This is a genomic window from Roseateles sp. P5_E8, assembly GCF_054177665.1.
This window is the reverse complement of sequence record NZ_JBGCUM010000004.1, coordinates 25986-47920: the sequence shown is the minus strand read 5'-3', so window position 1 is coordinate 47920 and position 21935 is coordinate 25986. Positions and strand designations below refer to the sequence as shown.

24 protein-coding genes are annotated in these 21935 nt (G+C 69.4%); 4 read left to right on the top strand and 20 right to left on the bottom strand.

Features of this window, described 5'->3' with window-relative positions; genetic code table 11:
• Positions 1–27: 27 nt before the first annotated feature.
• The 10 genes from fdxA to ACXRVZ_RS03545 all read right to left on the bottom strand — a co-directional run bounded on the left by fdxA (position 28) and on the right by ACXRVZ_RS03545 (position 8778).
• Positions 28–351 carry a ferredoxin FdxA gene (fdxA, locus tag ACXRVZ_RS03590; RefSeq protein WP_457419603.1) on the bottom strand — a complete coding sequence of 108 codons (324 nt, stop codon included), beginning with the start codon at positions 349–351 and terminating at the stop codon, positions 28–30.
• Entirely contained in the window at positions 348–1118 is a 771-nt protein-coding gene (gene cobA, locus ACXRVZ_RS03585; RefSeq protein ID WP_457419601.1) for a uroporphyrinogen-III C-methyltransferase, read from the bottom strand. The genes fdxA and cobA overlap by 4 nt, the downstream gene beginning before the upstream one ends.
• Positions 1118–2404, bottom strand: a complete 1287-nt coding sequence (locus ACXRVZ_RS03580; RefSeq protein ID WP_457419599.1) for a sulfate adenylyltransferase subunit 1 — start codon at positions 2402–2404, stop codon at positions 1118–1120. The genes cobA and ACXRVZ_RS03580 overlap by 1 nt, the downstream gene beginning before the upstream one ends.
• Positions 2404–3369, bottom strand: coding sequence for a sulfate adenylyltransferase subunit CysD (cysD, locus tag ACXRVZ_RS03575; protein WP_457419598.1), 966 nt, complete (start codon positions 3367–3369; stop codon positions 2404–2406). The genes ACXRVZ_RS03580 and cysD overlap by 1 nt, the downstream gene beginning before the upstream one ends.
• Entirely contained in the window at positions 3366–4121 is a 756-nt protein-coding gene (locus tag ACXRVZ_RS03570) for a phosphoadenylyl-sulfate reductase (protein WP_457419596.1), read from the bottom strand. Before ACXRVZ_RS03570 ends, cysD begins: the two co-directional genes overlap by 4 nt.
• Positions 4118–4612 (bottom strand): DUF934 domain-containing protein, encoded by a 495-nt coding sequence (locus tag ACXRVZ_RS03565; protein WP_457419594.1) that lies wholly within the window; start codon positions 4610–4612, stop codon positions 4118–4120. Before ACXRVZ_RS03565 ends, ACXRVZ_RS03570 begins: the two co-directional genes overlap by 4 nt.
• Complete coding sequence (locus ACXRVZ_RS03560; protein WP_457419592.1) at positions 4609–6330, bottom strand: nitrite/sulfite reductase; 1722 nt, start codon at positions 6328–6330, stop codon at positions 4609–4611. The genes ACXRVZ_RS03565 and ACXRVZ_RS03560 overlap by 4 nt, the downstream gene beginning before the upstream one ends.
• Positions 6331–6344: 14 nt before the next feature.
• Complete coding sequence (locus ACXRVZ_RS03555) at positions 6345–7112, bottom strand: sulfite exporter TauE/SafE family protein (RefSeq protein WP_457419855.1); 768 nt, start codon at positions 7110–7112, stop codon at positions 6345–6347.
• A 118-nt stretch (positions 7113–7230) separates the two neighbouring features.
• Positions 7231–8154, bottom strand: a complete 924-nt coding sequence (ybiB, locus tag ACXRVZ_RS03550) for a DNA-binding protein YbiB (RefSeq protein ID WP_457419590.1) — start codon at positions 8152–8154, stop codon at positions 7231–7233.
• A gap of 60 nt (positions 8155–8214) precedes the next feature.
• Positions 8215–8778: an outer membrane beta-barrel protein gene (locus tag ACXRVZ_RS03545; protein WP_457419588.1), complete on the bottom strand. Its 564-nt coding sequence runs from the start codon at positions 8776–8778 to the stop codon at positions 8215–8217.
• Positions 8779–9010: 232 nt separating this feature from the next.
• Between ACXRVZ_RS03545 and ACXRVZ_RS03540 the strand changes: the two genes are divergently transcribed.
• Complete coding sequence (locus tag ACXRVZ_RS03540; RefSeq protein WP_458232187.1) at positions 9011–11959, top strand: HD domain-containing phosphohydrolase; 2949 nt, start codon at positions 9011–9013, stop codon at positions 11957–11959.
• Here the strand turns inward: ACXRVZ_RS03540 and ACXRVZ_RS03535 are convergent.
• From ACXRVZ_RS03535 to ACXRVZ_RS03525, 3 genes are all read right to left on the bottom strand, one after another.
• On the bottom strand, positions 11947–12804 hold the full coding sequence (locus ACXRVZ_RS03535) for a DUF4399 domain-containing protein (RefSeq protein WP_457419584.1): 858 nt from the start codon (positions 12802–12804) through the stop codon (positions 11947–11949). The genes ACXRVZ_RS03540 and ACXRVZ_RS03535 overlap by 13 nt on opposite strands.
• Before the next feature lie 178 nt (positions 12805–12982).
• Positions 12983–13549, bottom strand: a complete 567-nt coding sequence (locus ACXRVZ_RS03530; protein WP_457419582.1) for an outer membrane beta-barrel protein — start codon at positions 13547–13549, stop codon at positions 12983–12985.
• 166 nt (positions 13550–13715) lie between these two features.
• Entirely contained in the window at positions 13716–14753 is a 1038-nt protein-coding gene (locus ACXRVZ_RS03525) for an ornithine cyclodeaminase (RefSeq protein WP_458232186.1), read from the bottom strand.
• Between the two features lie 122 nt (positions 14754–14875).
• Here ACXRVZ_RS03525 and ACXRVZ_RS03520 point away from each other — a divergent pair, with 122 nt between their 5' ends.
• Genes ACXRVZ_RS03520 through ACXRVZ_RS03510 form a run of 3 tightly spaced genes read left to right on the top strand, consistent with a single transcriptional unit; the run spans position 14876 to position 16862 of the window.
• Positions 14876–15301, top strand: a complete 426-nt coding sequence (locus ACXRVZ_RS03520) for an Lrp/AsnC family transcriptional regulator (protein WP_457419578.1) — start codon at positions 14876–14878, stop codon at positions 15299–15301.
• Between the two features lie 13 nt (positions 15302–15314).
• Positions 15315–16226, top strand: a complete 912-nt coding sequence (locus ACXRVZ_RS03515) for a patatin-like phospholipase family protein (RefSeq protein ID WP_457419576.1) — start codon at positions 15315–15317, stop codon at positions 16224–16226.
• Between the two features lie 3 nt (positions 16227–16229).
• Positions 16230–16862 carry an LON peptidase substrate-binding domain-containing protein gene (locus ACXRVZ_RS03510; RefSeq protein WP_457419574.1) on the top strand — a complete coding sequence of 211 codons (633 nt, stop codon included), beginning with the start codon at positions 16230–16232 and terminating at the stop codon, positions 16860–16862.
• Here ACXRVZ_RS03510 and ACXRVZ_RS03505 read toward each other — a convergent pair.
• From ACXRVZ_RS03505 to ACXRVZ_RS03475, 7 genes are all read right to left on the bottom strand, one after another.
• Positions 16840–17661 (bottom strand): alpha/beta hydrolase, encoded by an 822-nt coding sequence (locus ACXRVZ_RS03505; RefSeq protein WP_457419572.1) that lies wholly within the window; start codon positions 17659–17661, stop codon positions 16840–16842. The two genes, ACXRVZ_RS03510 and ACXRVZ_RS03505, sit on opposite strands and share 23 nt — an antisense overlap.
• Entirely contained in the window at positions 17658–18569 is a 912-nt protein-coding gene (locus ACXRVZ_RS03500; RefSeq protein ID WP_457419570.1) for a YihY/virulence factor BrkB family protein, read from the bottom strand. The genes ACXRVZ_RS03505 and ACXRVZ_RS03500 overlap by 4 nt, the downstream gene beginning before the upstream one ends.
• A 111-nt stretch (positions 18570–18680) precedes the next feature.
• Positions 18681–18971: a hypothetical protein gene (locus ACXRVZ_RS03495; protein WP_457419568.1), complete on the bottom strand. Its 291-nt coding sequence runs from the start codon at positions 18969–18971 to the stop codon at positions 18681–18683.
• Positions 18972–18978: 7 nt separating this feature from the next.
• Positions 18979–19344: a VOC family protein gene (locus ACXRVZ_RS03490; RefSeq protein ID WP_457419566.1), complete on the bottom strand. Its 366-nt coding sequence runs from the start codon at positions 19342–19344 to the stop codon at positions 18979–18981.
• Positions 19345–19377: 33 nt separating this feature from the next.
• On the bottom strand, positions 19378–20100 hold the full coding sequence (locus ACXRVZ_RS03485; RefSeq protein ID WP_457419564.1) for a LytR/AlgR family response regulator transcription factor: 723 nt from the start codon (positions 20098–20100) through the stop codon (positions 19378–19380).
• On the bottom strand, positions 20097–21158 hold the full coding sequence (locus tag ACXRVZ_RS03480; protein ID WP_457419562.1) for a sensor histidine kinase: 1062 nt from the start codon (positions 21156–21158) through the stop codon (positions 20097–20099). The genes ACXRVZ_RS03485 and ACXRVZ_RS03480 overlap by 4 nt, the downstream gene beginning before the upstream one ends.
• Before the next feature lie 18 nt (positions 21159–21176).
• Positions 21177–21908 carry a LiaI-LiaF-like domain-containing protein gene (locus ACXRVZ_RS03475; protein ID WP_457419560.1) on the bottom strand — a complete coding sequence of 244 codons (732 nt, stop codon included), beginning with the start codon at positions 21906–21908 and terminating at the stop codon, positions 21177–21179.
• Positions 21909–21935 lie beyond the last annotated feature (27 nt).

The following is a 21935-nucleotide window of genomic DNA, read 5'->3' as shown; positions in this document are numbered from 1 at the left end:
AAAGACGTTTACTTCAATCGCCGTAGTTCAGCGGATCAGCTCGGGCAGCTTGCCCGTCTTGTCTTTCCAGTCGTCGGCATCGGGCAGCGGCGGCTTGCGCTTGGTGATGCTGGGCCAGCCCTTGGCCAGGTCGGCGTTGATCTTGATCATGTGGATCTGATCGCCGGGCACATCCTCCTCGGGCAGGATGGCGTTGACCGGGCACTCGGGGATGCAGACGGCGCAGTCGATGCATTCATCCGGGTCGATGGTCAGGAAGTTCGGGCCTTCGCGGAAGCAGTCGACCGGGCAGACGTCGACGCAGTCGGTGTATTTGCAGCGGATGCAGGCTTCGGTGACGACGTGGGTCATGAGGAGCTCTGGGAAGTAAGGGGCGCCTTTTCAGGCGAAACGACGATTTTAAAGGCGGGCGGCTGGCTGGCCTGGACCGGCGCCGCCCCCGTGCCCACGGTGACGACCGTGGGGCTGTTGCCGTGTAGTGGCGCGGCGTGGGCGAGATCGCCAATGCGGTGCTCGCTGGTGATGGCATCCGCGCAGCCCGCGCGGGACACGACCAGGGCCGGCGTGTCGGCCGGCCAGCCGGCGGCGACGAGCTTGGTGCCCAGCGTGGCGAGCTGGCGGCCGGCCATGTAGAAGACCTCGGTGTCGGCGCTGAGCGCGGCTCGCAACTCGCCGGTCTCGGTCATCGCCGTCGTCAGCGACACATTGCGACCGCGGCCACGGCGGGTCAGCGGGCGTTGCGTGTGTGCAGCGGCGGCCAGCGCGGCGGTCACGCCGGGGATGACTTCGCTGGCGATGCCGACCTCGGCCAGCGCCGCGAGCTCTTCTTCCAGGCGGCCGAAGATGCTGGCGTCGCCGCCCTTAAGGCGCACGACGACGGCGTGTTCGTGCGCGGCCTTCAGCAGCAGCGCGTTGATCTCGTTCTGCTTGGCCGAATGCTCGTAGCCGCGCTTGCCGACGAGCAGCCATTGCGCTTGCGGCGCGAGGTCGCGCAGGGCCGGGTCGGCCAGCGCATCGGCCAGCACGATGTCGGCGGTGCCCAGCGCGCGGGCACCGCGCACGGTGATCAGGTCGGCGGCGCCAGGGCCCGCGCTGACGAAGATCACCCTGCCGGCCATTACCAGGCCTCTTCCGTGGCAGCGGGCTGCACGTCCACCAGCAGCGCGCCGCTGGTTCGGTGGCTGGCGGGGTCGACGACGATCAGCGCGCCGCCGACGCGGTTGTCCGCGAAGGGCTCGACGGGCAGCTCGTGCTGCACTTCCATCTGCACGCGACCGATCGTGTTGACGGGTAGCTCATGCGCCTCGTGCGGCGTCAGCGTGTTGATGTCCAGCACCGAATCGATCGCCGAGATGCGCGCCTGCACCCAGCGGTTGCCGTGGCGCACCCAGTACTTGCGGCCGGGCTTGGCGGCTTCGGTGTCCAGCCAGGCCAGCGTCGCGGAGAAGTTCTTGGTGACCGCAGCGCTGCCGGGCGTGACGATCCAGTCGCCGCGGCTGACGTCGAGCTGGCGGTCCAGCACGAGGCCGGCCGAGTCTCCGGCTTCGGCGCTGGGCACGGTCTCGCCGGCCAGTCGCACTTCGGAGACGACGGCCGTCTGCCGGGACGGCAGCACCTCGATGGTGTCGCCAGCCTTCACCGCGCCGTGGGCGATGCGGCCCCACAGCACGCGCGGCTGGAAGCCGGTGCCAGCCGACTGGTAGGCGTCCTTCTGCACGTATTGCACGGGCAGGCTCAGCGGCGCGTCGGCGCGCTCGCTCAGCGTGGGCAGGCGCTCCAGCACTTGCAGCAGGGATTCGCCGTTCCACCAGGGCGCGTCCAGAGGCTGGGTGACGTTGTCGCCGCGCAGCGCGCTGACGGGCACGGTGGCCGCGACGTTCAAGCCGGCGGCAGCGGCGAACTTGTCCAGGGCCGTCTTGACCTTCTCGAAGCCCGCGCCCGCGTCCTCCAGCGCGTCGATCTTGTTGATGGCGAAGACGATGCTGGGCACGCGCAGCAGCTGGGCCAGCAGCGAGTGGCGGCGCGTCTGCGGCAGCAGCGTCACGTCGGCTTCGGTCAGGTCCAGCTTGGTGATGTCCACCAGCACGACGGCGGCATCGCTGCCGGCGGCGGCCGTGACCATGTTGCGCGTGTACTGCTCATGGCCGGGGGCGTCGGCAATGATGAACTTGCGCGTCTTGGTCGCGAAGTAGCGGTAGGCCACGTCGATGGTGATGCCTTGCTCGCGCTCGGCTTCCAGGCCGTCGGTCAGCAGGCTCAGGTCGATGGGGCGGCCGGCGGCGCGGCGCTCCAGCGTGTCGAGCTGGTCGGCCAGGATGGCCTGGCCGTCGAACAGCAGGCGGCCGATCAGCGTGGACTTGCCGTCGTCAACGGAACCCGCAGTTAGGAATCGCAGCGCCTTCATCAGAAATACCCTTCCTTCTTGCGCTTCTCCATCGAAGCTTCACTCGTGCGGTCGTCCATGCGCGTGGCGCCGCGCTCACTCACGGTCACAGTCAGCGTCTCGGCCACGACCTCGCTTGCGTTGGCGGCGGGGCTCTCGACCGGGCAGGTGCAAGTCATGTCGCCGACGGTGCGGAAGCGCACCAAGGCCGTCTCGACGGTCTCGCCTTCTTCCGGCGGCGTCACGTCGGTCAGCGGCACCAGCAGGCCCTTGCGGCGGATGACCTGGCGCTCATGCGCGAAGTACATCTGCGGCAGCGGGATGTTCTCGCGGGCGATGTAGAGCCACACGTCCAGCTCGGTCCAGTTGCTGATGGGGAAGCAGCGGAAATGCTCGCCCGGGCGGATGCGCGTGTTGAACAGCGTCCACAGCTCGGGGCGCTGCTCCTTGGGCTGCCATTGGCCGAAGCTGTCGCGGTGGCTGAAGATGCGCTCCTTGGCGCGCGCCTTCTCCTCGTCGCGGCGGGCGCCGCCGATCAGGCAGTCGAACTTGTGCTCCTCGATGGTCTCCAGCAGCGTCACCGTCTGATGGCCGTTGCGGCTTTCCAGCGGGTGGCTCAGGCGGATGGTGCCGCGGGCCATGGAATCTTCCAGATGGCCCACGATCAGGCGCTCGCCCATGTCCGCCACGCGCTGGTCACGGAAGGTGATGACCTCGGGGAAGTTGTGCCCCGTGTCGATGTGCACCAGCGGGAAGGGCAGGGCGCCCGAGTAGCCACTCGGATGCGCCGCGTTCTTCATCTTGAAGGCCTTCTCCGCCAGGCGCAGCACGACGCAGGAGTCCTTGCCGCCGGAGAACAGCAGGGCGGGGCGCTCGAAGCTCGCGGCCACCTCGCGCAGGATGAAGATGGCTTCCTCTTCCAGCGCATCCAAGTGGGCGTGGTCGACGTCGGCGATGAGTTGTTCGGGTTTCACAGCAGCATTCATGATTTGGCGTGCAGACCGCATTCCTTGGTGGAGTCTTCCCACCACCAGCGGCCGGCGCGGAAGTCCTCGCCGACGGCGATGGCGCGCGTGCAGGGCGCGCAGCCGATCGAGGGCATGAACTGGTCATGCAGCGGGTTGTAGGGGACGTCGTATTTCTCGACATAGGCCCAGACCTCGGCCCAGGTCCAGTCGGCGATGGGGCTGATCTTGCGGCGGCCATTGCCGTCGTCTTCATCAAACGCCACGTCGCCGCGTGCGCCGCTCTGCTCGCGGCGCAGGCCGGTGATCCAGGCGCTGCGGCCCTTGAGCATGCGGCCCAGCGGCTCCATCTTGCGCAGGCCGCAGCAGGCCTTGCGCAGCTCGATGCTTTTGTACATCGGCTCCTCGCCCTCGCGGGTGACGAACTGGATGACGGCTTCGGCCACAGGCTTGAAGGCTTCGACCTCGAACCCGTAGCGCTCGCGGATGCGCGGCAGCAGGGCCAGCGTCTCGGCGTGCAGCTTGCCGGTGTCCAGCGTTGAGATGGCGATGGGCAGCTGGGTGCGGGCGATCAGGTCGGTGATGACCATGTCTTCCACGCCCAGGCTGCTGCTCTGCACCAGGCCGTCGCCGTGTTCGATGCTGGCGTCACGCAGGCGTTGCAGCGCGGCGTCGATCTTGGCGTCCAGCGCCGGCGTCCACTTGGCGTAGAGGCCGATGGCATTGCCAGCCGCAGGCGCGGCGGCCCAGGGCAGGCTGCTGACTTCGCTCACGCGGCACTCCTCATGAACCACGGCCGGGTCTCGCCGACGTCGCCTTGATAGAAGCCGACCGGCGCGAACAGGTCCAGCGCCTTTTGCGCCGCAGCCTGCGACTGGTCGCCGCGCATGACGACCTCGTCGAAGCCGGTGCGGGCCAGCAGCTGCATCATGTCCACGAGCACTTCGCCACGGGCGCGGATGGCGCCGGTGAACTTGTGGCGGCTGCGCAGGATGTGGGCCTGGCTGTAGGCGCGGCCGTCGGTCCACTTCGGGAAGTCGAGCACGATGACGGCAATGCGGGCCAGGTCGGGTGCGAGCTGGTTGATGTCAGCGTCGTTCGGGAACTCGATGGCGACCGGCGTGTTCGCGGGCCAGCGGGTCTTCACGGCATGCCATTGCTCCAGCGACAGCAGGCGGTTGGGCGCCGGATCGGGATCGGGCTTGGGGCCGTCTTCACCGATGGCGTGCTTCCATTGGCAGGTGGTGGCGTTGATGAACTTCATGCTTGCACCTTGGCGGTGGACACACGCACGGCATTGGCGGCGGTCTTGAACGGGTCGAGGCCGACGCGCTTCACGGCGTCGATGAAGTGCTCACCAGCCAGGCGCTCGCGCTTGAAGGTGTCGATGACGGCATCGATGGCGTCGGCGATCTCGTCGGCCGCGAAGCTCGGGCCGATGACCTTGCCGGCCACCGTCGTGCCCGACAGCCTGGTGCCGTCACTGCCGCCCAGCGTCAGCTGGTACCACTCGGTGCCGTCCTTGTCGACGCCGAGGATGCCGATGTGGCCGCTGTGGTGGTGGCCGCAGCTGTTGATGCAGCCGCTGATGTGCAGGTCCAGCTCGCCGAGGTCTTCGAGCTCGTCCTGGTCTTGATAACGCTCGGCGATCTCGGCGGCCAGCGGCAGCGAGCGGGCGTTGGCCAGCGCGCAGAAGTCGCCGCCGGGGCAGGCGATCTGGTCGGTCAGCAGGCGGGCATTGGGCGTCGCGAAGCCGGCAGCGCGGGCGGCCTGGAACAGCTCGGGCAGGTCCGAGGCCTTAACCCAGGGCAGCACGAGGTTCTGGCGGTGCGACACGCGCAGCTCGCCATGGCTGAACTGGTCGGCCAGGGCGGCGGCGGTATCCATCACATCGGCAGTCGTGTCGCCAGGGGCGATGCCGACGCGCTTCAGGCTCAGCGTCACGGCGCGATAGCCGGCAACGCGGTGGCCGTCGACGTTGCGCGCCAGCCAGCGTGCGAACGCCGGGTCGCTGGTGTCGAGCGCGGGCTCGGCCGTCGGCGTGACGCTGGCGGGATCGACGAAGCAGGCCGCGACGCGGTCCAGCTCGGCCTGCGGAATGATGTGCTCGTGGCCGCCGTTGTCGTCGGCCAGGATGCGCTGGTACTCCTCGTTGACCGCGTCGAAGAACTTCTGGCCTTCGGCCTTGACGAGGATCTTGATGCGGGCCTTGTAGAGGTTGTCGCGCCGGCCGGCGAGGTTGTAGACGCGCACGATGGCCTCGATGTAGACGAGGATCTGCTGCCAGGGCACGAAGCGGTTGATCTCCACGCCCGGGATCGGCGTGCGGCCCATGCCGCCGCCGACGAAGACCTGGAAGCCGACCTCGCCGGCCGCGTTCTTCTTCAGTTGCAGGCCGATGTCATGCCAGCCGATGGCCGCGCGGTCCTCGGCGGCGCCGCTGACGGCGATCTTGAACTTGCGCGGCAGGTGGGCGAACTCGGGGTGCAGCGTGCTCCACTGGCGCAGCACTTCGCAGTAGGGGCGCGCATCGACGATCTCGGCCGGCGCGATGCCGACGAAGGCGTCGCTGGTGATGTTGCGGATGCAGTTGCCGCTGGTCTGGATGCCGTGCATGTCGACCTCGGCCAGCAGGTCCATCACCGTGGCGCTGTCCACCAGCGGGATCCAGTTGTATTGCAGGTTCTGGCGCGTCGTGAAGTGGCCGTAGCCGCCCTGGCCGGCGAAGGGGCCGTCGGGCTGGCGGTCGTACTCACGGGCGATCTTCGCGAGCTGGCGCAGCTGGCGTGAGGACAGCTCGCCATAGGGCACGGCCACCCGCAGCATGGGCGCGTGGCGCTGGATATACCAGCCGTTTTGCAGGCGCAGTGCGCGGAACTCGTCGGTGCCCAGCGTGCCCGCGAGGTGGCGTTCGAGCTGGTCGCGGTATTGCGCGGCTCGGGCGTGGACGAAGCGGCGGTCGAAGTCGGTGTACTGATACATCGAAGAGGTCTTTTCTAGTGGATCACTTTCCAGCCGGCCATCAGCAGCGACGCGCACAGCAGGCTGCGCACGACGCCGTCAGGCAGGCGGCGGGTCAATTGGGCGCCCAGCCAAATGCCGGGCAGGGAACCGATGAGCAAGGACATCAGCAACAGCCAGTTCACGTTGCCCAGCGTGGCGTGGCCCAGGCCGGCCACCAGCGTCAGCGGCACGGCGTGGGCGATGTCGGTGCCGACGATGTCGCGCGCCTTCATGCGGGGGTAGATGAGCAGGATCAGCGTGGCGCCGACGGCCCCGGCGCCGATGGACGACAGAGACACCAGCACGCCCAGCAGCAGGCCGGAGGCGACGGTCAGCGCCGGCTTGCGGCCTTCGGGAATCCAGCGCTCCAGCTTCAGCCCCAGCGCCTGCCAGCTTTGTTTGAAGGCGACGACGACGGCCGTCAGCAGCAGGGCGATGCCGAGAGAAAAGGTCAGCGCAGCCGCCCAGCCCTTGGTGATGCCGGTCAGGTGCATCAGCGCGATGGTGGCGATGGAGGCCGGGATGGAGCCGGCCAGCAGGCGGCGCACGATGGCCCAGTTGACGTGACCGTGGCGGGCATGGGCGATGGAGCCGCTCATCTTGGTCAGGCAGGCGAACCAGAGGTCGGTGCCGATGGCGACCGCCGGGTTCAGCTTGAAGACGGTCAGCAGCAGCGGCGTCATCAGCGAGCCGCCGCCCACGCCGGTGATCCCGACGATGAGGCCGACACCCAGTCCACTCGCAATCGCAATCCCGTCCAGCACGCAAGAAACTCCAGCGGTGACCCCATGCCACCTGAGGGCGCGACTCTAGGGAATGTTGCAGCGCCGCAGAACTACTTAATTCTTGGGGYCATATGCCCAAGCTGAATAAGCAACTTCAGTTTGTGGCGAGAAGCTTCAGCACGGCGACCTGTTCGGCGATGCGCGTCGGCACCGGTTCGGACCCGGCCAGCATGGCGCGGATCAGTCCGGCATTGTCCTGCGGCTCGCAGGCGGGGGACAGCGGCCAGTCCAGGTCGGTGGTGTCGGCCGGATGCAGCGGCGCCGTGGCGCCGTCCTGGAAGCCGATCAGATGGGCTTTGCGGCGCAGGTGGGCGTAGGCCTCGCCCTCGCTGGCGCGCATCAGCAGTGCACGGCCGCCGCCTGCCGTCAGCACCGGCAAGGCCTCGGACATGCTGTCCAGGTACTCCGGGTGCGTCACCGCGACGACGCGCACGCCGCGGCCGGCGGGGAAGGGGTCCAGCAGCTTGGCCAAGCTGTGCGAGCTGTTGCGCAGGCCCAGGCGTGGGCGCAAGGCCATCAGATTGTTCAAGCCAGGGTTGAGTTTTTGCAAAGGCAGGACGGTGAGCTTGTCGTTCGCCAACCTCTCTTCTGCGTCGGCCGGCGTGTCGCTGGCGTGCAGGCCCAGCGCGTCCAGCAGCTCGAAGGGGCTGTGGCGGCTGTCGAAGTCATGGCGGCCGAAGATCAGCACCGGCACGCCGTCGCGGGCCAGCAGCTGGGCGACGAGCGGCATCAGGTTGGCCTGCTTGCGGGCACCGTTGAAGCTGGGCAGCAGCACGGTGCGTGGGCCTGCCGGGGCTGCCAGCGAGGCGGTGCGGGCCTGCATCGCCGCCAGGAAGCCGGCCACCTCGTCGGCGCTTTCGCCCTTGATGCGCATGGCGATGAGCAGGGCGCCCAGCTCCATGTCGGGCACCGTGCCGTCCAGCATCTCGCCGAACAGCTCTTCGGCCTGCAAGCGGGTGAGGTCGCGGGCACCGCGGGCGCCGCGGCCCACTTCCTTGATCAACGGGGCGTAGTTCATGCCCGGAGTGTAGAAACGACAAGGGCCGCTCATGGCGGCCCTCGGTCAGCATCAGGCAGATCAGAACGAGAAGGTCGCGCCCAGCGAAATCAGGCGGAGGCTGCCCTTCTCACCGGCGTACTCGGCTTCCGTCGAATCGGCGCCAAGTTCGATCTTTAACGTCTTGCTGACGGCGTAGCTCAGGCCGGCGCCCACATAGACCTTGACCTTGCTTTCAGAATCGTTACCGCTCACTGAGCCGGCCACGGCGGTGACCTTGGTCTTTACCTGGGCGGCGCCGAGGCGCAGGTTCAGGCCCCAGTCGCTGCTGAGCGGCAGCGCGTAGGCGCCGCCCATCAGGAAGGCCGTGGGCTTGACCGACAGCCCCAGGGCGCCGTCGGCTGCGCGGAACTTGCCGAAGGCGATGTAGGCCAGCTCCAGGCTCAGGCCGTTGCCGAACTGGTAGCCGCCGACCAGCTTGGCCCCCACGTCGCTGGCGTCGCACGAAGTTGCTCCCGTGCAGTCCAGGTTCAGGTGCGACGCGCCAGCTGCGGTGGTCATGTAGATCGGCGCCGGAGTTTGCGTCTGGGCCTGGGCGCAGGCCGCGGCGATCAGCGCGGCCAGGGCGAATGCATGCTTCTTCATCTTGAGAACTTTCCCTTGTCTTCTCGTTCGTTGGGCCATGGCGAAGGCGGTGGCCCGCAAGCCTTTTTCAAGGAGGCGCGCATCGTATGCAGCCCCGCCCTTGGCCTCCTCGATGCCTGTCGCAGTCGCGCGACAAATCGGTGCATCACTGAACGTGAGGATTCACGCTGAATCGCCGCCGGCGTCGGGCCTGTGCATGCGGACCCACAGGCGCAACGCTGATACTGGTTTCATGCCTCACATCAAGCCCAAGACGCTGTACATCACCCTGAGCGCGTTGATGGTCGGCCTGGTGGCCATGGTCTACGGCGTGCTGCTGCTTCACGAGGCCTCGCGCAGCGATGCGCTGATGCTGCAGCAGGCCGGTGCGGCGGCCAGGCGCATCGGCCGTGAGGCGGCCGCCACGGTGGAGACCGAGCTGCGGCCGGCGCGGGTCAGCGTGGCCTTGCTGGCCTCGGGCGCCCTGGGCCATGCCACCAGCGAGGCCCAGCGGCTGGCGGCCCTGCCGCAGCTGGTGGCGGCCTTGCGCGGCAATGCCTCGGTGTCGGCGGTCTACGTGGGCACCGCAAGCGGCTCCTTCCTGCTGCTGCGCCGCCTGGAGGACACCGCCGCGCGCAGCCGCATGGGCGCGCCGGCCAACGCGGCCTTCGGGCTGCAGAGCGTGGACCGCGATGGCGGCCAGGTGCGCGGCAGCTACCGCTTTCTGGACGCCGGGCTGCGCGAGGTGCAGCAGCTGGAGCGGCCCGACTACGTCTTCGACCCCCGCGTGCGGCCCTGGTACGAGCTGGCCCGGCGAGCCGGCGACGGCCGGGCCGTGCAGTCCGAGCCCTATCTCTTCTTCACCACCGGCGAGCCCGGCGTGACGCTGGCCGAGGCGCGTGGCGCCGTCGTCATCGGCGCCGACGTCAGCCTGCACGCCTTGAGCGACATGCTGACCAAGCCGCAGATCAGCCGCTCGGCCGAGCTGCTGATCGCCACCGCCGGCGGCGAGCTGCTGGCCGAGGCCCGCCGAGATCGCCCGCCGCAGGCCAGCGGCGGCAAGACGCTGCGCCAGGTCGCCGAGGCGGCCACGCCGCTGATGCGCGCGCTGTGGGCGCGGCGCGATGCCAGTGGCGGGCTCGTGCCGGTGCAGGCCATTGATGGCCGCGAATGGGTGGCCCATGCGCTGCCGCTGGTGGGCAACCAGGGCGACGGTGAAGGCGTCGTGGCGGGCGCGTCGCTGACGCTGCTGATGGCCGCGCCGCGCGACGAGCTGCAGGCCTTCCAGATCGAGAGCCGGCGCCACAGCTTCTACATCTCACTGGGCCTGATGCTGTTGCTGTTGCCGTTGGTGCATCTGCTGGCCGACCGCGTCTCCAGGCCGCTGCGCGAGCTGGCGCGCCAGGCCGAGGCCATCCGCCAATTCGAGTTCGATGGCCCCGACCCCAGGCGCAGCCTGATCCGCGAGGTCGACCGGCTGGCCGTTGCGATGACGGCCATGAAGCATTCGCTGCGCCGCTTCCTCGACATCAGCGCCGCCCTCAGCGCCGAGCGCGATTTCGACACCCTGCTGGACCTCATCCTGCGCGAGAMCATCGCTGTGGCCGAGGCCAACGGCGGCGCCGTGCACCTGCTGTCCGCCGACGGCAGCCAACTGCTGCCGGCCGCCTCGCACCTGCATGGCGAGACGGCGAAGCGCGCCGGCCTGACCTGGGATGTCAGCGCGCCCGACAGCGTTGCGGCGCCGGTGCAGGCCCTGCGGGCCGACGGGCCGGTGGAGGTGGACCTGAGCTGGGACAACCCGGGTCATCTCAAGGCCTACGAGCCGTTGTTTGCGGGCTTGAGCGCGGCGCGGGTGAGGCTGCTGTCCCTGCCGCTGAAGAACCGCCAGAACGAGACCCTGGGCACGCTGACGCTGTCCTTCACCATGCCGGCCGAGGGCCAGGCTGAGCCGCTGGGCGAGGCCCGCGTGGCCTTCGTGCGCGCGCTGTCGGGCACGGCGGCGCTGGCCATGGACAACCAGCTGCTGCAGCGCGCGCGCAAGGAGTTGCTGGAGAGCTTCATCCAGCTTGTTGCCGGCGCCATCGATGCCAAGAGCCCCTACACCGCCGGCCACTGCCAGCGCGTGCCGGAGCTGACCAAGATGCTGGCCCAGGCCGCCTGCGACGCGACCGAGGGGCCGTATGCCGGCTTCACGATGACGGCCGACGAGTGGGAGGCGCTGCACATCGCCGCCTGGCTGCACGACTGCGGCAAGGTGACGACGCCGGAGTACGTCGTCGACAAGGCCACCAAGCTGGAGACGCTCAACAACCGCATCCATGAGATCCGCACCCGCTTCGAGGTGCTCAAGCGCGACGTGCTGATCGAGCGCCTGGAGGCCCGGCTGGGCGCCGACGGCACGGCCGCCGCGCGTGCGGAGGCGGCCCCCGCGCAGGCCGCGCTGGACGAGGGCTTCGCCTTCGTCGCGGCCTGCAACCAGGGCGGGGAGTTCCTCGGCCCCGAGCGGCTGGCCCGGCTGCGCGAAATCGGCGCGCGGCGCTGGTGGCGCACGCTGGATGATGGCCTGGGCCTGTCGGCCGACGAGGCGCGGCGCCTGCCGAGCCCCAGGCCACCGCTGCCCGCGCCGGAGGCCTTGCTGGCCGACCGGCCCGAGCATGTGCTGGCGCGCGCGCCGGCCGAGACGCTGGCCGAGGGCAACCGCTGGGGCTTCCGCATGAGCCAGCCCGAGCACCTCTACCACCGTGGCGAGCTGCACAACCTGGCCGTGTCGCGTGGCACGCTGACGGACGAGGAGCGCTACAAGATCAACGACCACATCGTGCAGACCATCAAGATGCTGCACGAGCTGCCGTTCCCGCGGCACCTGCGCGAGGTGCCCGAGATTGCCGGCGGGCATCACGAGCGCATGGATGGCAAGGGCTATCCGCGCGGCCTGACGCGCGAGCAGATGAGCCCGCAGGCCCGCATGATGGCCATCGCCGACGTCTTTGAGGCCCTGACCGCCGACGACCGGCCCTACAAGCCCGGCAAGCCGCTGTCGGAGGCGCTGGCCATCCTGGCCCGCATGGTGCGGGAGCAGCACCTGGACGCCGAACTCTTCGAGCTCTTCCTGCGCTCCGGCGCGTGCATGGCCTATGCGCGGCGCTTCATGGCGGCCGGTCTCATCGACGTGGAGGACGTGGGCGCCTACCTGTCGTGACGATTGACGCTGAGCTTCAGCGGCGCGCCCTTGAGCAGCAGGTTGCCGTCGCCGTCGTTCAGCGTGACAGCGACTTCGTAGTCGCCCAGTGGCAGGTCGACGATGGCCTCGCTGCGGCCGTCTGTGAGGTCCTGGCGCCGCACCGTGTTGCCCTTCTGATTGATGCTTAACCGGAAGTGGCCGGTGTCCTTGATGCTGGTGCCGGCCGGCGCCACGCCCTGGCCGGCACCGAGCACGCCCAGTGACAGCGTGAAGGGGCTGGACACGGTCTCGTCGTCGCGCAGGTTCTTCACATAGACCGCGCGCTCGGCCGAGGCGCGCGGCGCGGCGCGCTGGTCCTGGTACCAGGCCTCGCAGCTGTCGGCGTCACCCGAGATGACCCTGGGCGCGGGGTCGCTGCGCTTGCCCGTGACCTCGATGGCGATCTCGTTGCTGAAGACGAAGTAGGGCTTGTGGGCGTGGTCGGCGAACAGCAGGCGCAGCGTGTGCCGGCCCGGCGGCAGGTCCAGCTCGGTGCCGGTCTGCCCCTTGCCGAAATGCCTGTGCGTGGCCGAGAAGGGGATGGGTGCCGTGTGGTCGCGCGGCAGCGGCGTGTCGATGAGGATGTGGTGGTGGCCGGCCTTGTCGTTGGGATTGCCGGCCGGGATGACGCCCATGCCGCGCACGCCAAACTCGACCCAGAAGGGCGTGCGCACGCGGTAGCCGCTTTTCACATTGCTGAAGTGCACGGAGATGGGTTCCCGCAGGTCCACCGCCGCGCGCTGGGCCGTGTGGGCCAGCCAGCACTGGCGCTCCAGCGGGTCGGTGGGCAGCGGCTCGGCCACCACAGCGAGTGGCGCGGTCAAGCCGAGCAGCAAGAGCAGCCTACGGCTGCGGACCGGATGCACTTTCGAGCCCATGCCAACCCCCTGTCGCGTTGCTGTCGATTCTGGTGGCGGGTGCTCCGACGTGGTGTGGGTATTAGTGGCGCGGCAACAAAAAGAGGGGCCGCACATGGCGGCCCCGGACTGATGCGCGGCGTCGTCAGAACGACATGCGCGCGCCCAGCGACACCAGGCGCACATTGCTGCGCTCGCCCTGGTACTGAGCGCGCGTCGCGTCCACGCCAAGCTCGACGCGGGTGGACGGCGTCAGCGCATAGTTCACGGCCAGGCCGGCAATGGGCTGGGTCTTGCTTTCACGGTCGGAGCCGCTGAGCACGCCGACGTCGGCGCCAACCTTGGTGCGCACGCGCGCCACGCCCAGGCGGCCGGTGAGGCCCCAGTCCGGCGTCAGCGCGGCGGTGTACGCGCCGCCCAGCGACAGCGCCTCGGGCCGGGCGTTCAGGCCGACGGCACCCTGCGATGCATGGAAGCGGCCGAAGGTCGTGTAGCCGCCTTCCAGCGCGAAGCCGTTGCCGAAGGAATAGCCGAGCATGGCCTTGCCGCCAGTGGCGTTGCGGTCACAGGCCTGCACGCCGCTGCAGTCGGCGTTCAGGTGGCCCTGACCGGCCGACAGCAGGCCGTAGGCGCTGGGCTTGTTGGTGGGTTGGGCCTGGGCGGCGCTGGCGGCCAGCGCGAGGGCGGCGAGGGTGAGTGCGGTCTTGGTCATCACGGTTTCTTCCTGCTTCGTTCATCGGAAAAGCGACTGGGATGTCGCTGAACGAATCCTCGGCACCGTGATGGGGCCCTCATGTAGGACTGGTGCACCCGGCTCCGCCGGACTGCCGCCCAGGCCTGTGAGCCCAGGTAAGCGACGCAAGCCTGGCCGCAAGACCTCAGGCTGCCTGCAACTGGCCGCCGAGTTGCAACTGACCGAACAGGTCCTTGGGATCGGCCATCTGCGGGATCAGATCCAGCGCCGAACCGATGCCGAGCTGGGTGCTGACGTCGCGCAGCAGGCGCAGCGCGGAGAAGTCTTCCAGCGCGAAGCCCACCGAGTCGAACACGGTGATCTGGCTGGCCGATTCGCGGCCCGGCGCGTCACCGGCCAGCACGCGCCAGAACTCGGTGACGGGGAAGTCAGCGGGCATCTGCTGCATGTCGCCTTCGATGCGCGACTGCGGCTCGAACTCGCAGATGACGCGCGCCATCTCCAGCACGCCGCGATGCAGCTCGGTCTTGCCGGGRCARTCGCCGCCGACSSCGTTGATGTGCATGCCGGGYTCGATCATGTCCGGCGTCAGGATGGTGGCGGCGGCCTTGTCGGCGGTGACGGTGGTGACGATGTCGGCGCCGCGCACCGCCTCGGCGACTGAAGCGCAGACGGTCAGCGTCAGGCCCGGCGTTCGCTCAAGGTGCCGCACCAGCTTGGCGGTGGCGGCCGGGTCGATGTCGAACAGGCGCAGCTCACGGATGCCCAGCAGGTGGTGGAAGGCCAGCGCCTGGAACTCGCTCTGGCAACCGTTGCCGATCAGCGCCATCACGCGGCTGTCCGGCCGGGCCAGGCGCTTGGCGACCATCACCGACGTGGCGGCCGTGCGCATCGCGGTGGTCAGCGTCAGCTCGGACAGCAGCGCCGGTGCGCCGGTGGCCACGTCGGCGAGCACGCCAAACGCCATCACGGTCGGCAGGCCGACGCGGTGGTTTTTGGGGTGACCGTTGACGTACTTAAAGCTGTAGAGGCTGGCGTCGGCGATGGGCATCAGTTCGATGACGCCGTCGGCGGAGTGGGCGGCCACGCGCGGCGTCTTGTCGAACTCGGCCCAGCGGCCGTAGTCGGCTTCCAGGTAGGCGACGAGGCGGCGCGTTAAATCGGGAAGTCCCACGCGCTGCACGAGGCGGGCGACGTCCTGGGTGGTCAGAAGGGTGGTCATGCGGGTCTCCGAAAGGCTGCTTCGATTCTTCCGGGGCTGGTTGCCAGGCAGAAGCGCAACTCTTGCTCTGTTATGCATGCCAATTTGCCAAAATGGCAGCATCGATTGACGGAATGCACAAGATGGACGCTCTGGACCAACAACTCCTCGCCCTGCTGCGCACCGATGCCCGCGCCAGCGTCGCCACGCTGGCGGCCAAGCTCAAGGTGTCGCGCGGCACGGTCACCAACCGCATCGCCCGGCTGGAGGACGGCGGCGTCATCACCGGCTACACGGTGCGCCTGCGGCCCGACGCCGTGCCCGACCAGATCACCGCCTGGATGAGCATCACGGTGGAAGGCAACCGCACGCGCGAGGTGGTGGCCATGCTGCTGGGCGAGCCCGGCATTACCGGCCTGTTCGACACCAACGGCCGCTGGGACCTGCTGGCCGAGATCAGCAGCTCCAGCCTRCAGGAGCTGGCCGATGTGCTGGAGCGGGTGCGGTTGATCAAGGGCATCGCCGGAACGGAAACCTCGATCCACCTTCAGAGCTACAAGCTGGGCTGAGATGATGCGCGCCATGTTTCGCCGCCTCGCTTCCCTCGCCCTCGTGCTGGCCTTGTCGGCCTGCGCCTTCGGTCCCACTCAGACGCCTGCGCCGGTCATCGTGCCGGTGCCGACGCCCGATCCCATCCCCGTCGTCAAGCCGCCGCCCAAGCCGCCGCGCCTGGGTCTGGCCCTTGGGGGCGGCGCAGCGCGCGGCTTTGCGCACATCGGCGTCATCCAGGTGCTGGAGGAGAACGGCATCAAGGTCGACCTCGTCGCCGGCACGTCGGCCGGCAGCCTGGTGGCCGCGCTCTATGCCTCGGGCAAGGGCGGCAAGGAGATGCAGACGCTGGCCGAGGGCATGGACGAGGGCGCCATCACCGACTGGTCCTTCCCGCTGCGCGGCCTGATCCGCGGCGAGGCACTGGCGCGCTTCATCCGCGACAAGACCGGCGGCAAGGGCATCGAGCAGATGGTGGTGCCGCTGGGCATCGTCGCCACCGACCTGTCGGACGGCTCGGCCATCCTGTTCCGCAGCGGCGACACCGGCACCGCCGTGCGTGCGTCCAGCGCCGTGCCGGCCGTGTTCCAGCCGGTCAAGATCGGCCAGCGCGAGTATGTCGATGGCGGCCTCGTGTCGCCCGTGCCGGTGCGCTTTGCGCGCGAGATGGGCGCCCAGCTCATCGTCGCGGTGGACATCACCTCGCCGCCCGAGAAGGACCCGCCCGGCGACGCCTTCCGCATGCTGATGCAGACCTTCGCCATCATGGGCCGCAGCATCAACAGCTTCGAGTTGCGCGACGCCGACGTGCTGGTGCGCCCGCGGCTGGACGGCGTGGCCAGCGGTGACTTCACGGCCCGCCGCCGCGCCATCCAGGCCGGTCGTGACGCGGCCCTGGCTGTACTGCCATTGATACGCCAGCGCATCGCAGAGAAAACTCGCTGAGCTGTGGACACCGAGGTCCCGCTTTTCCCCCTTGGCACGGTGCTCTTCCCCGGCGGCCACCTGCCGCTGCGCCTGTTCGAGCCGCGCTACCTCGACATGGTGCAGCGCTGCCATGCCCAGGGCCAGGCCTTCGGTGTCGTCACGCTGACCGAAGGCCATGAGGTGCGGCAGCGCGACGGTGAGGGCTTCCGGCGCGAGGCTTTCCACGACATCGGCACGCTGGCGCGCATCGAATACTTCGAGCACGACCAGCCCGGCCTCATCCACATCCGCACGCGCGGCACGCAGCGCTTTCGGTTGCTGGAATCGCGTTGCCTGAGCCACGGTCTCTGGGTGGGCCAGATCGAGCTGCTGCCCGATGACACCGCCGTGCCCGTGCCCGACGACCTGTGCCCGGCCGCACGGCAGCTGCAGGACTTGCTGGCCGGCTGGCGCGAGCGCGCCGCGCCCGAGGAATTGCCGGTGCAGCCGCCCTACGCCTGGGACGACGCCGGCTGGCTGGCCAACCGCTGGGCCGAGCTGCTGCCCATGCCGCTGCCCGAACGTCAGCGGCTGATGGCGATGGACAACCCGCTGCTGCGGCTGGAGCTGGTGGTGGACCGGCTGGACGCGATCAGCGGTTCAACCAGTCGGTAAGCACCGTCAGCACCTCGGCCTTCTCCGGCTCGTTGAAGATCTCGTGGAAGAGCTCGGGCCAGGGCTGCGTCGCCACGACATTGGCCGGCACGGCAGATGCAAAGGCCTCGCTGCCGCGCGGCGCCACGCAGCGGTCCGCACCGGCCCACATCAGCAGCGTCGGCACGGCCCAGCGCGGTGCGTCGGCGATGACGCGGGCGCCGGCGTCGACGATGAAGCGTGTCATGCGCGCCGTGATGCGGTCGTGCACCAGCGGGTCGTTCGCATAGGCCTGCACGACGGCCGGGTCGCGACTGATCCACGCGGGCTTGAGGCCGTTGCCCACGGCCAGGCCCGGCGTCAGCTTCTCGGCAATGGCCAGTGCCAGCTTCTGTGCGCCTGACAGGCCTGGGTCCAGCGCCGGCGAGGACAGCACCAGGCCGTCCAGCGGCCGGCTCCACGCGGCGGGGCTGGCGGACAGCGCCTCGGCCGCAAAGCGCGCGGCGATGACGCCGCCCAGGCTGTGGCCCAGCAGCACGAAGCGCCGGCCGGGCTGGCGGACCGCGTCGATGACCCGGGCCGTGTCACGCAATAGAGCCTCGGCGTCCGGGATATCGCCGCGCGGCCCCTGGCTGAGGCCGTGGCCGCGATGGTCCCAGCCGTGCACGTCCCAGCCGGCGGCGTTCAGCGCGGCGGCCACGTGGGCGTAGCGCTCGATGTGCTCGCCCAGGCCATGCACGATGAGGAGCTGGCCGCGCGGGGCAGCGGTGGCGGGCCAGTGCCGCGTGTGAAGCGTGAGGCCGTCGTCGGTGGTGGTCATCGCGTCGCCGGTTGAGGAAGTGGCGGGAGTCTAGAAGCCTCCTCCCGCCTCGACCCGAGCACGCGTGCATAGGCCCAGGTGAACTCCGCGCCGATCAGCAGGATCTGCGCCGAGAAATAGACCCACACCAGCAGCGCCACCACCGACGCCGCCGCGCCGAAACCCGACACCACGCCGGTGCTGCGCAGATACAGGCCGATGACCGTGCGGCCCAGCTCGAACAGGCCCGCCGTGACGAGGGCACCGAGCAGCACATCGCGCCAGGCGACGCGGGCGCGCGGCATCCACTTGAAGATCAGCGCGAACACCGCGACGACCAGCCCCTGGCTGATGACGGCATTGGCCACGCCGGCGACGTAGAGCCACTCGCCGAACCATGGCTTCCACCAGGTCTGGGCCACGGCCAGCAGCGCGCCCAGCAGCAGCGAGGTCAGCAGCAGGAAGGACAGGCCCAGGATCAATCCGAAGCTCAGCAGCCGCGCGCGCAGCCAGGCCCACCAGCCCTGCACGGGCCGGGCCGGCACATGCCAGATGGTGTCGAGCGCGTCCTGCAACTCCGCGAACACCGTCGTGGCGCCCACCACCATCAGGCCCAGGCCCACCAGCGTGTTGAGCCAGCCGCCCACCGGCCAGGCCACGCTCTTGAGCATGCCCTCGATGGTGGCCGCGCCGGCCTCGCCGAGCAGGCCTTGGAGCTGGCCGACCAGTTCGCCGCGCACCGCTTCGCCGCCCCACACCAGGCCGGCGACGGACACGACGATCAGCAGCAGCGGCGCCAGCGAGAAGAGCGTGTAGTAGGCGATGGCGGCGCCCATGCGTGGGCCGCGATTGGCGAGGAAGCCGTCGAAGGTCAGCCGCAGCACGTGGCCTAGCGGGGCCACCGTTTGTCTCAGGTCGAACCAGCGCATGCGGCGAGTCTGGCTGCGGGCGTGGGCTTGGCTTGTAGGACGGCGCCTTGCAGCCGCTGCGGCGCGCGGATTTCCAACTGCGGGCCTGGTGACAGCTGGATCAGCTCCACGTTAAGGCGACGCTGCTGGCGGTTCATAGTGAAAGCGGACGAAGTAGAGCTTGTGGCCGCTGCCGTGCCGGGCGGTCTGCAGCAGGTCGGGCAGGTTGCGAAAGCCTGATTCGCGGGCCAGCGAATCCGAGATGTCGTCCCAGCTGATCTCGCGGATGGACGTGACGACGATGTGGCCGCCCTCCAGCGGGTAGCGGCCGCCGGCCTTCACGCGCGGCGACTGCCAGACGCGGATGCTGGTGGTGATGTCGCCGCACTTTACGCCCTCGCGCAGCTTTTTCGTGAACTGCATGGGCCGGTCAGCCGAGGCGGGTCGTCACGTTCCACACGTGATGCGCCGGGTCGATGATGCGACCGACGCGGTCGCCCCAGAACTGGTCTGCCGCCGGCATCAGCACGCGGGCCCCGGCGGCCACGGCCTTGGCAATGGTCGTGTCGACATCGTCGCAATACAGGTAGGTAACGACCGGCGAGCTGCCGTCGGGCGTCGGTGGCCGGCTGCCCAGGTGGGGCGAGTCGTTGTGCACCATGAACAGGGACTCGTGGATGGACAGCGTCGCGTGGACGACGCGGCCGTCGGCACTGGCGCGGCGCGACAGCTCGACTGCGTCGAACGCGGCCTTGCAGAACTCGATCTGGCGCGCGGCGTCAGCACAGATKAGCATGGGGATGATCATTCTTGGTTTCATGTCGCGGGCTCAGATGGACGTGCGCAGCCGCTCGTAGCCGCTGCGGCTGACGGGGATGCGCTTGCCGTTCTTCATGCGGGCCACAAACGCGTCGCTGTCGGTCTTCTCCAGGCCTTGCAGCGCGGCCAGGTTGATGATGAAGGAGCGGTGCACGCGCACGAAGCGGGCGGGGTCGAGCTGGGCTTCCAGCTCGGAGATGCGCTGCGTCTTGAGGTGCTCGCGGCCGTGGGCGTGGAAGGCGACCTGGTCGGCCTGGGACTCGATGTAGGCGATGTCGTCGACCAGCAGCACCTGCATCCCTTCGCCGTCTTTCACCAGCACCCGCGTGAGCCTTGGCCCCGGCGCCACCAGCCGCTCCAGCTCCGGCGCGGCCTGGCCCAGCAGGCGGCGGGCGCGCTCCAGCGCGGCGTCGAAGCGGGCCTGGGCGAAGGGCTTGAGCAGGTAGTCCACCGCGTGCAGCTCGAAGGCGCGCATGGCGTGCTGGTCGTAGGCGGTCGTGAAGATGACGCCGTCTCGCCGGCCAGTCAGCTCCAGCACCTCCAGGCCGGTGAGCTTGGGCATCTGGATGTCGAGGAAGACGAGGTCGGGCTTGAGCTCGGTGATGGCGCGGGCTGCGTCCAGGCCGTTCTCGGCCTCGGCGACGAGCGTGATGTCGGCGTGCGGGCGCAGGTATTCGGCGAGCAGGCGGCGGGCGAGTTTTTCGTCGTCGGCAATGAGGGCGGTTAGCGTCATGGCGTCGTCTCGAAGGGGATGGAGATCTCGACCGCGAAGCCCTCGGGCGTGGCGCCCCAGTGCACACGGGCGCGGCCGGCGTAATGTGCCGTCAAGCGCTCGCGGAGGTTGCGCAGGCCCAGGCCCAGGCCGGTCTCGTTGGAGGGCACCTCGGGCACAGGATTGCGCACAGCCAGGTGCAGCCAGCCGTCGCGCACCAGGGCCTGCACGCTTAGTCGCCCGCCGTCGTCGCGCGGGCGCAGGCCGTGCTTGAGGGCGTTCTCCACCAGCGGCTGCAGCGTCAGCGGCGGCAGCAGTGCGGCCAGCGTGTCGGGCGGGGCGTCGATGGCCGTGACCAGCTTGTCGCCCAGGCGCTGCTTCTCGATGGCGAGGTAGTGCGACACCAGGCCCAGCTCGTCCTCCAGCCGGATGCGCTCACGGCCGGCCAGGTCCAGCGTCTGGCGGAAGAACTGCGCCAGGTCGATGGCCATGGCGCGTGCGGCGGCCGGGTCCAGGTGGGTGAGGGCGCTGATGGAGTTGAGGCTGTTGAACAGGAAGTGCGGGTCGATCTGCAGGCGCAGCAGCTGCAGCTCCATGTCGCGCGCCAGCAGCCGCGCCTGGGCCTCGCGCGCGGCGGCGGCCCGGGTGCCCTGGAAGGCGATCAGCAGATCGTGGGTCAGCACGGACAGCGTCAGCACACCCAATAGAGTCGCACCGAGCATCGCCATGCCGCTGGGCGTCAGGCCCACCCAGCCCTGCGGGTGTCCGAACAGGCTGCCGGCCGCGTCCCAGCCGGCGGCCTGGGCCAGCATCACGGCGGCCAGCGTGGCGATGAGACCGGCGCGGTAGCCGACGGCGACCGACCAGCTCACGGTGCCAAAAGGCCGGCTGCGGCAGGGGTAGTAGGTGGCCAGCACCAGGAAGGCAAAGATGCAGCACAGCGGCACGGTCCATGGCAGGGCGCGGCCCAGGGGCGCGAGGCCGAGCGCGTGCAGCAGCGCGGCCAGCGCCGGCCCGGCCAGCGCCCAGGCCAGCAGGTAGGCGGACAGCCCGCGCCAATGGGTCAACAGGGGGTGCAAGGCGGCGCGCCTACAGGGCTAATTTTTGATGTCGATGCCGGCGAACATCAGCTCGCCGCGCAGCACCAAGCGCGGGCCAGGCGTCATGGGCGGCACGGTCTTGTCTTCCACGCCGCCGAAGAGCGGGTTGATCTCCACCACCACCAGCCAGTCGCGCGGGACGCGCAGGTCGATGCCGCTGAAGCGGGCCGAGATGTCCAGCCGGGCCTCGTCGCCGGCCATGACGGCCTGGGTCAGGTCCAGCTCGATGCCGCCGAAGGTGCTGCTGATGCGGCCGCCCTTGAAGCTCTGTGAGTCGATGCGCTGGTTGATGCCGCTGAAGCTGGTGTCGAGGTCGATGAGATCGCCATGCGTCAGCGTTGCGGCCTCGAAGCCGGCCGCACCGGCGATGTCCTGGCGCGGGAAGAAGCCGCGCATCAGGATGGACAGGCCGACGACGATGATGATCACCGGCCACCAGTCGCGCCAGTGGAAATGCATGTAGCCGAGGTTCTGCGCCGTCAGCACCAGGCCCACGCCGATCACGACCAGGCCGACCATTGCGCCGCCCGACTGCCTCGGCCAGGCCAGCCGGCCCAGGCCCCACAGCACCAGGCCCAGCGGCCAGAAGGTGCGCAGCAGCGCGATGTCGAAGAAGTGCAGGTTGTCCAGCAGGGCCAGCACGCCGACGCCGATGACGGCCAGGCCGAACAGGATGCGGTGGCCGGCGTGCTGGGGCGGGCAGGGGCGGCGGGCGCGGGTCGGCTTCATGGGCGGGTCTGTCTTTTGGAACGAGCC